Origin of the sequence: Paenibacillus urinalis (genome assembly GCF_028747985.1) — a bacterium.
Taxonomy (GTDB): Bacteria; Bacillota; Bacilli; order Paenibacillales; family Paenibacillaceae; genus Paenibacillus; species Paenibacillus urinalis.
The window spans coordinates 3,180,826-3,193,288 of the sequence record NZ_CP118108.1; the positions used below are offsets into that span (position 1 = coordinate 3,180,826).

The 12,463-nt window shown below is 42.8% G+C and carries 15 protein-coding genes; 2 read left to right on the top strand and 13 right to left on the bottom strand.

Going from position 1 to position 12,463, the window contains the following annotated elements; translation table 11 throughout:
* Positions 1-100 precede the first annotated feature (100 nt).
* The 13 genes from PUW25_RS14785 to nirB form a co-directional block, all read right to left on the bottom strand.
* Positions 101-949, bottom strand: coding sequence for an MBL fold metallo-hydrolase (locus tag PUW25_RS14785; RefSeq protein WP_274337258.1), 849 nt, complete (start codon positions 947-949; stop codon positions 101-103).
* 154 nt (positions 950-1,103) lie between these two features.
* Positions 1,104-2,102, bottom strand: a complete 999-nt coding sequence (locus PUW25_RS14790) for a phosphotransferase (RefSeq protein ID WP_274337259.1) — start codon at positions 2,100-2,102, stop codon at positions 1,104-1,106.
* A gap of 221 nt (positions 2,103-2,323) precedes the next feature.
* On the bottom strand, positions 2,324-2,563 hold the full coding sequence (locus tag PUW25_RS14795; protein WP_274337260.1) for a DUF3977 family protein: 240 nt from the start codon (positions 2,561-2,563) through the stop codon (positions 2,324-2,326).
* A 235-nt stretch (positions 2,564-2,798) separates the two neighbouring features.
* Positions 2,799-3,269 (bottom strand): hypothetical protein, encoded by a 471-nt coding sequence (locus tag PUW25_RS14800; RefSeq protein ID WP_274337261.1) that lies wholly within the window; start codon positions 3,267-3,269, stop codon positions 2,799-2,801.
* 67 nt (positions 3,270-3,336) lie between these two features.
* Positions 3,337-4,206, bottom strand: coding sequence for a serine/threonine protein kinase (locus tag PUW25_RS14805; protein WP_274337262.1), 870 nt, complete (start codon positions 4,204-4,206; stop codon positions 3,337-3,339).
* Positions 4,207-4,229: 23 nt separating this feature from the next.
* Positions 4,230-4,610 (bottom strand): glyoxalase superfamily protein, encoded by a 381-nt coding sequence (locus PUW25_RS14810; protein ID WP_420799953.1) that lies wholly within the window; start codon positions 4,608-4,610, stop codon positions 4,230-4,232.
* 82 nt (positions 4,611-4,692) lie between these two features.
* A complete protein-coding gene (locus PUW25_RS14815) occupies positions 4,693-5,172 on the bottom strand; it encodes a hypothetical protein (RefSeq protein WP_274337263.1) in 480 nt (159 codons plus the stop codon).
* A gap of 46 nt (positions 5,173-5,218) precedes the next feature.
* Positions 5,219-5,461 carry a hypothetical protein gene (locus tag PUW25_RS14820; protein WP_274337264.1) on the bottom strand — a complete coding sequence of 81 codons (243 nt, stop codon included), beginning with the start codon at positions 5,459-5,461 and terminating at the stop codon, positions 5,219-5,221.
* Between the two features lie 38 nt (positions 5,462-5,499).
* Positions 5,500-5,673, bottom strand: a complete 174-nt coding sequence (locus tag PUW25_RS14825; protein WP_274337265.1) for an NUDIX domain-containing protein — start codon at positions 5,671-5,673, stop codon at positions 5,500-5,502.
* A 6-nt stretch (positions 5,674-5,679) separates the two neighbouring features.
* Positions 5,680-6,570: a serine hydrolase domain-containing protein gene (locus PUW25_RS14830; protein ID WP_274337266.1), complete on the bottom strand. Its 891-nt coding sequence runs from the start codon at positions 6,568-6,570 to the stop codon at positions 5,680-5,682.
* Between the two features lie 222 nt (positions 6,571-6,792).
* The gene (cobA, locus tag PUW25_RS14835) at positions 6,793-7,575 is read right to left on the bottom strand and encodes a uroporphyrinogen-III C-methyltransferase (RefSeq protein ID WP_047910422.1); all 783 of its coding nucleotides are present in this window, start codon (positions 7,573-7,575) and stop codon (positions 6,793-6,795) included.
* Entirely contained in the window at positions 7,572-7,886 is a 315-nt protein-coding gene (locus PUW25_RS14840) for a Rieske 2Fe-2S domain-containing protein (protein ID WP_047910423.1), read from the bottom strand. The genes cobA and PUW25_RS14840 overlap by 4 nt, the downstream gene beginning before the upstream one ends.
* Positions 7,887-7,910: 24 nt before the next feature.
* Complete coding sequence (gene nirB / locus PUW25_RS14845; protein ID WP_274337267.1) at positions 7,911-10,337, bottom strand: nitrite reductase large subunit NirB; 2,427 nt, start codon at positions 10,335-10,337, stop codon at positions 7,911-7,913.
* A gap of 412 nt (positions 10,338-10,749) precedes the next feature.
* Here nirB and PUW25_RS14850 point away from each other — a divergent pair, with 412 nt between their 5' ends.
* Together PUW25_RS14850 and PUW25_RS14855 are read left to right on the top strand one after the other, a co-directional pair.
* Positions 10,750-11,337 (top strand): ANTAR domain-containing response regulator, encoded by a 588-nt coding sequence (locus PUW25_RS14850; protein ID WP_047910425.1) that lies wholly within the window; start codon positions 10,750-10,752, stop codon positions 11,335-11,337.
* A gap of 21 nt (positions 11,338-11,358) precedes the next feature.
* Positions 11,359-12,420: an anthranilate phosphoribosyltransferase gene (locus PUW25_RS14855; protein WP_047910426.1), complete on the top strand. Its 1,062-nt coding sequence runs from the start codon at positions 11,359-11,361 to the stop codon at positions 12,418-12,420.
* Positions 12,421-12,463: the final 43 nt, after the last annotated feature.

Below are 12,463 nucleotides of genomic sequence, written 5' to 3' on the forward strand. Positions count from 1 at the left end.
TATTTGCTCTGCCTCTGCCTTATACGGTTATATACTGCATAGATTCATAACCACCAGCCCTAGATATTTCTTATCCAAGGCTGGTGGCTGCCAACTTCTTTTATTTCGATATCAATATTTGATGATTTACAAAGGCTTTCAAGAAGAAAAGCTCGTCACCCTGAGGACTTCTAAGATTATTTTGCTCAAAACACTCAATCGCATGATCCAATGATGTGGAATTCACAGCTCTATTGCACGAAGTGAGTTGATCCCAGAATACGTTCATCTCATCCAGATCACAAATGGATTCATGGCCGAGCAGAAAATGATTTGCATCATATTTTTGAATATCTTCGATCATAGGTCGTAATTGTGAGGCTTTATAATGAAATATTGCATCCGTAGTCGTTCCATACACACTATCACCTAGAAAAATAGTCTTATCATCGGGGACATAAACGATTGTAGAATCATCTGTGTGTGTACTTCTAATCCGTTCGAGAATACAGACCTTATTCCCCAAATCAACAGTTAGAGATTCTTCGAACACTATATCGGGATAACTCAATTTAAATTGCTCTCTCTCCGGTATTTCTTGCTGAATTATTTCCATACAATGCAAAGTTATTTTATTAGAATCTACATACTCTTGAAGTGAACGATCATCATAGGAATACTTTTGCCAAACTTCCATTTTCTGATGGGTTAAGCTATTCACAATAACCGTCGCATTGAATTCATTCATACCTAAGAAGTGATCCCAATGGGTATGAGTTATAACCAAGTATTTGATAGGCGGTACATCTAAATGTTCGATTTCCTTCAAAAATTGTCTAGCATGTACAGCGGAGTTCCCACCATCGACCACGAGACTATACTTTTCTCCACAAACTAACCCCAATGTTGGTCTTTCTTTATCATTTTGATTAGATAAATAATAAATTGATTCACTCAATTTTTTCAGCATGTCAATTCTCCTCTTCAATTGATTCTGAACTTATAAAGAGAAAATCTGCATGCTATTTCACATTTAGATTCTCTCATCTTATTTAATTACCAATGGAAACACCTCACTTTTTCATATTCAAATACCGCTGGCTTCCAATTTATCACATTCTCAATTAGCCGTTAGACACTTGCTTTTGTGCGACAATCCCTTGAACCTCACACCAATTCCGCAAGAACTTTAGATGTTCATCAAAATAATGATCATTTTGCCAAGCTCCCCATATCGGTGCATTACCTGTATGAAGACCCATTAGCCAGATATCTCTGATGGCTACAAATATAGGTACGGCGCTGAGCTCAGTACTCGACAGGGGCTTGATCTTTTGATAGGAATGAATAAATAAAGTCCAGTTCTTATTCTCGAAAGCTTCCTTGTCTTTAAACATCACTTTGCTCCATAGATAAACCGAAACGTCATACGATCGGTATCCATATCCACAGCAATCAAAGTCAAACTGAGTTAACGTATCTTCTTGAAAATGTACATTTCCTCCGTGGAGATCACCATGACATACTCCCCACTCAAGATCATGTGATAATTCTTCAATTCGACTTCGAAGTTCCACTGATAACGTTTCCAAATAATTAAAGTCCTCAGGTCTGTGTGATAAAAAAGGACGAATGTTCTGCAACGGTTCATCCAATAGATGATTCAGATCAATCTCAAATCTGGCATGTTCACTTTTAAACTCATCCATAGCAAGATGCATTCGAGCTACCTCTTCACCAAATAATTCACATTTATCCTCAGCTTCAGAATACTCTCCGTCTGCGTATGTATATAGCACCATGTAACGTAAACCTTCTGGCGCCAGTAAATCATACAAATACTCGTCATTTTTTGTTGGTACCGGGGAAGAGACGGATATTCCCTTTGTTTTCAAATCATTCAGAAGCTCCACCTCGAACAAAATATCTGCTTTGGTACGCCAATGGGCCTTGTAAATCCTCAGAACATATTGTTCTGCGAGAGTTTTGACTATGTATGTATCATTTAATCCGTTTACAAGAAAACGACACTCCTTCACTTCCCCAATCGAATACAACTTATTCACCAGAATTAGTAACGAATTTGAGGAAACTACTGAGTGGTTATAAGTTACTGTCATCATATCTTATGATCCTCCGTCTCATTGATACATGATGTATTCCTATCTGACACGAAAGAATCATACCATATTTTTACTGGTAATATTTGATTATAACCAAACTTTTGTTCCCTTCCAAATAATAGGTAATTGAATAAACAAATAACCCAGTCAAAGATAGATCTTTACTATCTTAGGCCGGGCCCCTCACTATCAATATATGATTGAAACGACTCAATTCCTTATTAAGCCCCATAAAACCCAACTAACAATTTGAGTTTCTTCTTTCCCTTACCTACCCACTTTATTCCTTCCTTTGTATCCATTATGAGTACTTTCTTGCCCACCCAAATTCGAATATATACCGATTTCAGTATAAACGGTCTTGTAAACCCCTTGATTTCACTTTCCGATCCATCCTCATGCTCAAATTCGGTTCGGATGAACCAGCGATTTCCGATGCCGATTTCGGTAAATTTTTTCAAAGTATTCAGCCTCCAAGTCAATCTTATCGTACTTTTTATATGTAGAATGCGTATCTCTATATCAGCATGTCCAGCTAATGATCAGCCAGCAATAACTTATTCATATGTTACTTGGCCGATAAATTTGATGTATTTATCGTTATGTCGTATCTCTTTTATCCAGTCGTGGGGAATGACCACATCATCGTATGGAACAACCTACTAACTTCTGCCAATGACAATATAGTCGATATGGTTAGTTTCCCTTTAAGAGCTTTTTATAGACTTTTAATTTGTATGGCCTATCACTCGTATCATCAGAATCATCTTCGGTAAACAATCCGTTTAAATATGGAGAGGCTAACAAATCCTCAAGAATGGGTACCATATGATCGATTAGTTCTAGTTCGCATTTGAACGGTAATTGTCCATGGTCGCCTGATATCAAATTAAATCTTAATTGACTCGCCATCGCGTCAAACCATAGATAAAAAATCATACCTTGTTTTTTATTTGCTTTTCTTACTTGATATTCTCGATTAGCTAGTAGTCTATTAAAGAAATTAAGGAAGTCTTCTATGCGTAATTCCTTTGCTATTTCTTCTTCCAATGAAATTGCCCACATATTATTGGAAATTTCTTTATTTAAGTCGTGTATAGAAGTTCCGATAAATATTGGATCAGTTATTACATCTTCAAGATTTTTGAAATATTGCTCTTTATTCATTTACTGCTCCTTCATAACTTCAAATTGAATAGTAGCGAACTTATTCCTCTATTCTTTCTTTACATACTTACTCATCTAGAGCTTCATTCCATGCCTTATAAAACTCTTTTACAGAGCTATATCTCTCGTGACTGTCCTGACTAGTTGCTTTCCGTGCCACCTTATACAGCGCTTCACTTGCATCCCATATCTCAAAGGATCGATCAAGCTCACCGCCCAATAACACGAATGCCGTCGCTCCCATAGTATAGACATTGGTTCGACTATCAATTTCTGCGCCGAGTTCAAATTCTTCTGGAGACATGAATCTGGATGATCCCCATAATCTTCCCATCTGATTGTAAAATGGTTTCTTCTCATAGTAATCAATGTCACAAATTTTAGTTTCGCCATTCACAAAATCATATAGAAGACTCCCATCATAGAAATCAATGGCGACATAGCCTTTTTCCTCAACAAAAACATGAAAGTCAAAGATGCGGTTTAATGACTGCAGTCTGTGCTCAATGGATAACTGCTTGAACCTATAGAAGGGAGAATCAAGATCTGTATATTTGGCTGGGGGAGGATAAGCCCAGTGAGAGTGAAGGCATTCGCCATCAAACCATTTGAATATAGCCACATAGCCTGAAGCGACTTCATAATGATCAATAAGCTCCACTAGCACCGGATGTTGTAGCTCCTTATACAACGAGGCAGCTTCCACCAATTTAGTGACTGCATGCTGAGGGTCTCCTTCGTATTCCATCGTCCGGGCTCCGGCAAATTTTACAAACCGGTTCTCCCCTGCCCGTTCTACCCCAAAGCTGATATTACCTGAATCCTGCTGATCAAACACCGTAAATACAGTTCCAAGCTGACTAAGCCAACTGAAATCAAGATGTTCCTTAAGGCAAAAGGAAACCTGATCTATTTGATAGATGATAGGGCTGCTCATTCTTCTCCTCCTGCTCATAATTGTTACTTATCTGTGGACCCATAAAAAATGAGCCTGTTTCCAAATGGATCAATGACACAGCATTCCTCACTGCCCCAAGGCGTGCTTTCTAATCCAGGTCTGGAGAAGTGATATTGTTTGGCTAGCAGATTTTGATGAAAATGATGAATATCATCTATTTCGATTCGGATGGCTCCTCCTGGACTGCAATCTCCATAATGCTCGCTTAAATGTATCCTAAGCCCATTCTTAGATATTTGCATATACAAAGGTAGATTCATCTCAAAACGATGCTCCCAATCCACCTGAAACTCTAAGTATTCGATATAAAACTCTCTTGCCTTCCTCTCATCGAAGATCCGTAGGATAGGAATCACTTCTCTAAATCTCATATTCATAGACATAAGAACATCTCCTTTTAGTATGATATTTCTATTAAGTCAGCAACCCAAGATTAATCCACATCTCAGAGTAAATTCATATGCTTCAAATTCCTAAGTGAAGGATACATCTCTCTTCATCATGAGCTTTATTTATTATTCTTATCAGCTTATTCAGGTTCGTGAACAAGTCCTCTTTGATAAACAGGAGTATCTCATACTCTCCACACTCATCTTTGCTATCCAATGTGTAACTTCCTTTGAGTTCAATCTTCTCAGGAGCAAATCCAAACAAGTCAACCCAAGCCTGAATAATTCCTCTGAACGTTATTAGATTCTGTTTTTCAATTATTGTTACTCCATGAACATTAAGTCCTTTGCAAGCTTCTTTCGTACTTGGATTCCAGCAAGACAGCCATTTCAGCGAATCATGTAAATACATGATGAACTCATCATCAATAGAAACATGATCTTCATCTGTCAAACCTTCTCTATGTAATTTCCCATCAGAGTCCCAGCTATAGTTTATATAACAAGGATTTTTATCGTTTGTATTACTCTCTACAACGAATTCATGCTTTGGCACGTGTCTAACATCACCCCTTTTTCAATCATTTATTTCCTCATATTAATCACATCACAGTCCATTGCTGATCTCTCTTCAAATCTTCAAATACTGGTCTTTGCACGGAGCTTATATCCTCGATCAGAATATCTTCCAAGAACTTAAATTCAAGGTTTATCGATTCTTGGTGGACATCGTTATATATGAGCGTCTTATTGTCCTCGGCTATCCTGCCTTCCAAGTCTGCTTCCGCATGAAAAATAAACATGACAAAAACGACTTCATTTCCATCCGGATACCTGTACTTCATACGCGCGCCGCTATATATGGAATAAAGTTCATGTTGTGTTACTTGGAGGCCAGTTTCCTCAAAACTTCTCTAATCATTGTCTCTTCGATCGACTCACCAGCCTCCATTCCACCACCTGGGAGACCCCAATCCCCATAATCCGATCTTCTCTGCATTAATATCCGGCCGAGCTTATCTCGTATAATTGCTCCACCTGTTACGATAATTTCCATCTTCGTTTATCCCTCTCGCATCTTCAGAATATAATTCTTATAATAATGGATTGGACTTGAAACATCATCGGTTAGATTACTTGTAAACACAGCAGCTAGCTGTCTCTGTTTGTTAACAAAGATGTATTGCCCGCCCATACCCATGGCATAGAAGGTCTTATCCTCTTCGCTTAAGGTATTCTTGTCTCTTAATATCCACCAATGGTAGCCGTATGACGTTTCCTCTACCGCCAGGCTTCTTGTTGATTTATCAATCCACTCGGCGGGAACCAGCTGTTTCGAATTCCATTTTCCGTCATGTAAGTATAGCAGCCCGAATTTCAGCATATCCTCTGTCTTCATTGCCATGCTGAATCCACCGATCGCAATCCCGTGTGCATCCTGATACCATTTAAAATCTTCAATACCTAACGGTCCAAACAGATTCTTCTTCGCAAAATCAACTGTATTCATTTGTGTTGCCTTCTGCAATATAGCGCTTAACAGATGCGAATTACCACAGCTATATTTCATATACCTGCCTGGCTCCGACTCAACGGGCTGTTCGAGAACAAACCTCACCCAGTTCTTGGATGGGATCATCGCTTCATTACCTGGCCATTTCAAGCCGGAGGACATCGTTAGTAAGTGTCTTATCGTTATGTTCTTCTTTGTACTATCCATGTCTTCGAAATAATGACCAATCGCAACATCCTCGTTCTCAATATAGCCTTGCTCAATCGCGATCCCGAACAATGCGGACGTAATACTCTTGGTAACCGAATTGATTTTGAAGGGTTTCTCTTTGGCTTTCCGGTTTTTGTAATATTCAAAAATGACAGATTCACCTTTATATACAACACAGCTAACGATCTTATCTTTTCTAAGTGCTCTTTCAAGGGTGTCTAAACTACTCAATCTAACAACTCCTTTCGCTCAATCTATTAACTTAGCAAATAGTGTTTTCAGGACGAAACAAACTAAATTATAGCAATATAATGTAAATATTGTAACTCGCAATCTCATGTCCATCTTTTCACGCCTCTAGCATACTAAAAAAGCACACCAAGGTAGACGTAATCGCCTATCTCTTGGCATGCTCTTCAAAATGATGGTTTATAAACTACCATAACTATTCCCTTAACCAATTTGCTCCATTCGAGCAGGCAGCTGCTGCTGTAACCGCATCAGCTCTTCCCTCACCTTCACAACCTCACCAACAATAATGAGAGCTGGATTCTCAATCGCATTGATCCTGGCAGTTTCCTCAAGCTGATCCAATGTTGAAACAACGATACGCTCCTGCTCCGTAGACCCTCTCTCAATAATTGCAACCGGCGTATCTGCTCTTTTTCCAGATGTAATCAGCTCAGTGCGAATAGCAGAAATATGATTCACTCCCATGTATATGACTAAAGTGTCCACGCACATGGCAAGCTTCCCTATCTCCTGCTGGTCTCCACCCTCTTCCTTTCGGCTTGCCGTTATACAAGCGAACGATACTGCTGTACCACGGTGCGTAAGTGGAATAAGAGCGGAGCTGCCGGCTCCAATCGCAGAGGTAACACCAGGAATTACTTCGTAAGCAATTCCTCGTTCAGCCAGAGCAAGCGCCTCTTCGCCTCCCCGGCCGAAGACGAACGGATCTCCGCCCTTCAATCTGACGACATGAAGGCCTGCTGCTGCGTATTCGATAAGCTTCTGCTGTATCTTTTGCTGTGTCATGGCATGAACACCAGGCGCTTTTCCGCAATAAATCCTTCTTGCTTCAGGCCGCGCATATCCGAGAATCTCTTCGTTAACTAGACGATCATACAGAATAATATCTGCCTTCTCAATGCACCGAAGCGCCTTTAACGTGAGCAGCTCGGGGTCTCCGGGTCCTGCGCCAACTATGCTAACATATCCGCTGCTCTTCTTCATAACGTTACATAAACGGCACCGCTCGCCGGATCTACCTCGAGCGCATAGGCTTCAACCTTACCCTCATCCGGTGCTTGAACCTCTCCACTGCAGAGATGCACTTTCCAATCATGAAGCGGGCAGTGCACATTACTGCCGCATACCATCCCTTCTGAGAGCTTCCCCCCCTTGTGGGGACAACGATTTTCGAGCGCCTTAATGGTACCGTCACTCAGCTTGAACAGAGCAACCTCTGTGTTCTCAATCATCACGACTCTTGTTCCTAGGACATCAATATCGGATTCGTATGCTACCAACAATTTCTGACTCATGGCTTATGTCTCCCCCTATTTATCCTATTCGTGTGAGAGCTGATAACGATTCAGCGGCTCGAAGTTCTTCCGAAGCTCTTTGTTCTGAGCGATCTCTTTCCATGGATCTACCGTTTTTGCCAAAGTTTCATTGATCCGTGACACGAGTTCTGCTCTATACTGTGCATCAGCCAACGCTTCCTTGATTGATTCGAGACCAACTTTCTCGATCCAATCTGAAGTACGCACACCCCAGCTTGCTTGTTCTCTATAGTATTGAAGGAATGCAGCAGACCATTCGATTACTTCATCCTCTGTCTTCACTGTGCATAACAGCTCCCCGGCTCGCACCTTAATCCCGCCGTTTCCTCCGACGTAGATTTCCCATGCTCCATCCAGTGCGACCACGCCGACATCTTTAATTACGGATTCGGCACAGTTACGAGGACAACCGGATACCGCCATTTTCACTTTATGCGGAGCATTTAATCCTTCGAATGTCTTTTCGAGCCGGATTCCCATCCCGATCGAGTCTTTGGTTCCGAAGCGACAGAAGGTGGATCCCACGCAAGTCTTGACGGTACGCAGTGTTTTACCATAAGCATGACCAGAAGGCATATCGAGATCCTCCCACATGCTTGGCAGATCCTCCTTCTTCACACCAAGCAGATCGAGACGCTGTCCGCCCGTGAATTTGACCATAGGCACTTCATACTTCTCTGCAACTTCTGCAATGCGCTTCAGCTCACCTGGGGAAGTAACACCGCCATATATCCGTGGTACTACCGAGAACGTTCCATCCTTTTGAATGTTCGCATGATAACGCTCGTTCGTGAAACGGGACTCCTTCTGATCTACATAATCAGACGGCCACAGCATGCCAAGATAATAGTTCAGTGCGGGTCTGCATTTGGTACAGCCTTCCGGCTCATTCCAGCCCATGACGTTCATGACTTCCTTCACATTTTTCAGACCCATTTCCTTAATGCCTGCAATGATCTCCTCACGATCAAGTGTTGTACAGGAACAGATCCCTTCCTTCATCCCTGTCTTGGCCGCATCTCCTGCATAAGCGGTAATCAGCTGTTCAACAATTGGTTTACAGCCGCCGCATGAGGCTGATGCTTTGGTACAACCCTTGACTTCGGCAACACTATGACAGCCCTGACCTATGGCATCGACGACAGTCTGTTTCGTAACGCCGTTACAGCCGCAGACGATTTCGTCCATGGGCATATCCATGATTTTGGCTCCTGCAGAAGCCGTATCCAGCTTCATTCCTAGAAGCAGCTCTTTCTCTCGTCCAGCAATCGACTCCCCGCTGCGGATAAGCGAGAACAAGGACGCTCCATCATTTGTATCTCCGAACAATACCGCTCCAACCAGCTGATCACCGCGGAGCACGATTTTTTTGTAAACACCGTCAATATCATCTTGGTACCGCAAGGAACGAGTATCCTCTGCATCCAGATAATCTCCTGCCGAGAATACATCCACACCGGACACCTTCAGCTTCGTAGAAGTGACAGAGCCGTGATAACCCTGATGCTCCACACTCGCCAAATGCTTAGCCAATACATTTCCCTGCTCATAGAGCGGCGCGACCAAACCATAAGTAATTCCATTGTGCTCTGCACATTCACCTACGGCATATACATCCGGGATACTGGTTTCCATACTGTCATTCACGATGATCCCGCGTTTCACAGCAAGTCCGGCACTCTTGGCAAGTGTTACATTGGGCAGAATGCCGACCGCCATGACAACCAGGTCTGCTTCCAGCTTCTCTCCATCCCGGAATTTGAGCCCACTTACACGCCTCCGTCCGACTAGCTCTGCCGTTTGCTTATTCAGTAAGAACTTCATGCCCTGACCTTCGAGCTCCTTGCGCAGCATCGTGGATGCTGGAATGTCGAGCTGTCGGTTCATTAGATACTCACTATTATGAATAACCGTAACATCCATGCCCAAATTCAGGAGACCCCGCGCCGCTTCCAGGCCCAGCAATCCTCCCCCGATGACGGCCGCCTTCTTATAATTAGCGGAAGCTTCGAACATCGTTTCGCAGTCCTTCACATCTCGGAAGCCGATGACTCCTTCCTTATCTGCCCCAGGCAATGGAAGGATAAAGGCTTTGGATCCTGTAGCAAAAATTAACTGATCATATGGCGCTTGTACTCCTGATGCGGAAGTGACCGTCTTCTTCATCGTATTAACTTCAATAACAGGATCCCCTGTGTATAGGCGAATATGGTGCTCCTCATACCATGACCATTCATTTATAATAATGTCATCCACAGATGTTCCACCTGCGAGTACCGAAGATAACATAATGCGATTGTAATTGGGGTAAGGCTCATCACCAAAGACTGTTATTTCGTATTTCTCCGGTGCAAGCTTGAGCAGATGCTCAATGGTTCGAATATTTGCCATCCCGTTACCGACAAGTACTAATTTGCTGCGTTCAGACATATTGTACCTCTCCCTTCCGAAATCCCTCTCTTTATGAACAAAAAAAGCCTGCCGCGCTATCAACAGTGAACACAGTTGTTCCCTGGATCTAACGAGGTCAGGCTTCGTTGCCATTCCTAGACGAATACGCCATTGTATTCGAAGACGTTTATGAATTTGATGTTATTACTATAATTTGTTTTTTATTTAATGTCAATATACTTTACGCAATGATCAATGTTACATTAATATATACGAATAACAACCAAATCTGACGTGAGGTTTTCTCACAAATTTAATGAATGCAGTGCGTTTTTTCACAAAATAAGGATTGCTTTTTGGAAACAAACGAGAGAAAATGAACAAAATGATGAAACGGAACCAATCCATGTCATTACGATTTTTCAACAAATAAGGAGGTGCCCAGGCTTCCATGCGTTCTTTATTACTTGTAGAGACCCATGTCCAAGATGACGGCCTGTCACAAGAGCATACTCGCCCCGAATCCCTGCTGGAGTCTAGTGGTTATCTTGTTCTCGCTGCGGGTAATGAAGCCGACATCCACGCTCACATCTCCAAGGCAGATGCGGCCGTACTTCACCTGCCTGTGTACGAGATTCAGTCGTGGAGCGAGAAGCTGATTCAAATCAAGCCTCTGCCTCTCTTGTGGTGGTGCAGTGCGGATGCAGCTAGTGCTTCCATAACTTCCTGTGAGGTCGAGGCACCCATCGATGGGATTTTGACTCCTGCTATGAAAGAACATGAACTCGATTGGACGCTGCACTTTAGTGAGAAACGGTTTTTCGAAAGACAAGAATGGGCAAGTGAACGCAAACAGCTGCTCGCTAGGATCGAGGATCGTAAATGGATTGATATGGCTAAAGGAATTCTCAGTGATATTAATCGTATTAGTGAATCCGAGGCTTACGACCTGCTCCGCAAAAAGGCGATGAATGAACGTAAACGGATCGTAGACGTCGCCGTCTCCATCGTCAAGGCCCATCAAATGCTCAAAGCTTAAGCATCGTAAGGAGGTAACCGTATGAATATGAACCATTTTCTTGTGGAAGTGGGCAGAGGTAAAAGAGGCTCTCGTGATTTGACCTACGAGGAAGCTGCTATGTGTGCAGAGTTAATCTTGTCACAAACGGCAACGCCTGTTCAGATCGGTGCTTTCCTTGCATCGGCAAGACTCAAAATGGAAAGCACGGATGAATTAAAAGCATTTGTTGACATTTGCCGCAAATATGCTGATCGCAATTATTCCCATGAAGGCATTGATTTTGCCGGACCATATGATGGACGCAGCAATTCTTATTACGCTTCACTAGCGACGGCATTTGTCGTTGCAGCTGCCGGAGTCAAAGTAACACTGCATGGCTCTGAGCCGCTTCCTCCCAAATGGGGCGTAACCTATCCGGTATTATTCAGAGCTCTAGGTATCAACACCGACACTGCTGATGATACCCGCTGCCAGCGGGCAGCGGAAGCTAGCGGCGTACGCTTCATACAAGCGGATAGGTATAGCGGTAAACTGAGCGGGCTCCGTCAGCTCCGTGAGGAAATGGGGCTGCGCACCATTTTTAATACCGCAGAGAAGCTGATTGATTACAGTCATTCTCCTTATTTAGTATTTGGTATCTTCCATAATACCGTCTTTGAGAAGACAGCCAAGCTGTTAACAGATTTGAACTATCGAAGAGCTATGATCATTCAAGGCTCGGAAGGCTCAGAAGACCTGCATATCCACAGACCTACCCGAACCTATCTTGTAGAGAACGGTCAGACCACACTGCTCATGCTTGATCCCGAAATGTATGACATTGATTCTTATGTTCCTGATACCAAATGGACCGCAGCCAAGCAGGCTGAAGTCACACTTGAAGTTCTGCAAGGCAAAGGAATGATGCCATTTATGAATCAGGTCATCTTTAATGCAGGGGTCCGGTTATATGTCGCAGAGCATGCACCTTCGATCGAGGAAGGGATATATATCAGCAAATCTCTGCTCGAGAGTGGAGACGCCTGGAACACCTATCAGCTGTTTCGTGAGCATATCACCTTGAACCCGGAGCCGGCAAGTGTGATGACGGAGTTACAATGATTCAATGTAAGGTAAAACGAATAACAAACAAGCCCTCTCTCCA

Excerpts from the sequence above, each read along its gene's own strand:
- PUW25_RS14785 (WP_274337258.1), bottom strand. The coding sequence starts at position 949 with ATGCTGAAAAAATTGAGTGAATCAATTTATTATTTATCTAATCAAAAT.
- PUW25_RS14855 (WP_047910426.1), top strand. The coding sequence starts at position 11,359 with ATGAATATGAACCATTTTCTTGTGGAAGTGGGCAGAGGTAAAAGAGGC.
- PUW25_RS14850 (WP_047910425.1), top strand. The coding sequence starts at position 10,750 with ATGCGTTCTTTATTACTTGTAGAGACCCATGTCCAAGATGACGGCCTG.
- PUW25_RS14800 (WP_274337261.1), bottom strand. The coding sequence starts at position 3,269 with ATGAATAAAGAGCAATATTTCAAAAATCTTGAAGATGTAATAACTGAT.
- PUW25_RS14825 (WP_274337265.1), bottom strand. The coding sequence starts at position 5,673 with ATGGAAATTATCGTAACAGGTGGAGCAATTATACGAGATAAGCTCGGC.
- nirB (WP_274337267.1), bottom strand. The coding sequence starts at position 10,337 with ATGTCTGAACGCAGCAAATTAGTACTTGTCGGTAACGGGATGGCAAAT.
- PUW25_RS14805 (WP_274337262.1), bottom strand. The coding sequence starts at position 4,206 with ATGAGCAGCCCTATCATCTATCAAATAGATCAGGTTTCCTTTTGCCTT.
- PUW25_RS14790 (WP_274337259.1), bottom strand. The coding sequence starts at position 2,102 with ATGATGACAGTAACTTATAACCACTCAGTAGTTTCCTCAAATTCGTTA.
- PUW25_RS14840 (WP_047910423.1), bottom strand. The coding sequence starts at position 7,886 with ATGAGTCAGAAATTGTTGGTAGCATACGAATCCGATATTGATGTCCTA.
- PUW25_RS14820 (WP_274337264.1), bottom strand. The coding sequence starts at position 5,461 with ATGAAGTACAGGTATCCGGATGGAAATGAAGTCGTTTTTGTCATGTTT.
- cobA (WP_047910422.1), bottom strand. The coding sequence starts at position 7,575 with ATGAAGAAGAGCAGCGGATATGTTAGCATAGTTGGCGCAGGACCCGGA.
- PUW25_RS14810 (WP_420799953.1), bottom strand. The coding sequence starts at position 4,610 with ATGTCTATGAATATGAGATTTAGAGAAGTGATTCCTATCCTACGGATC.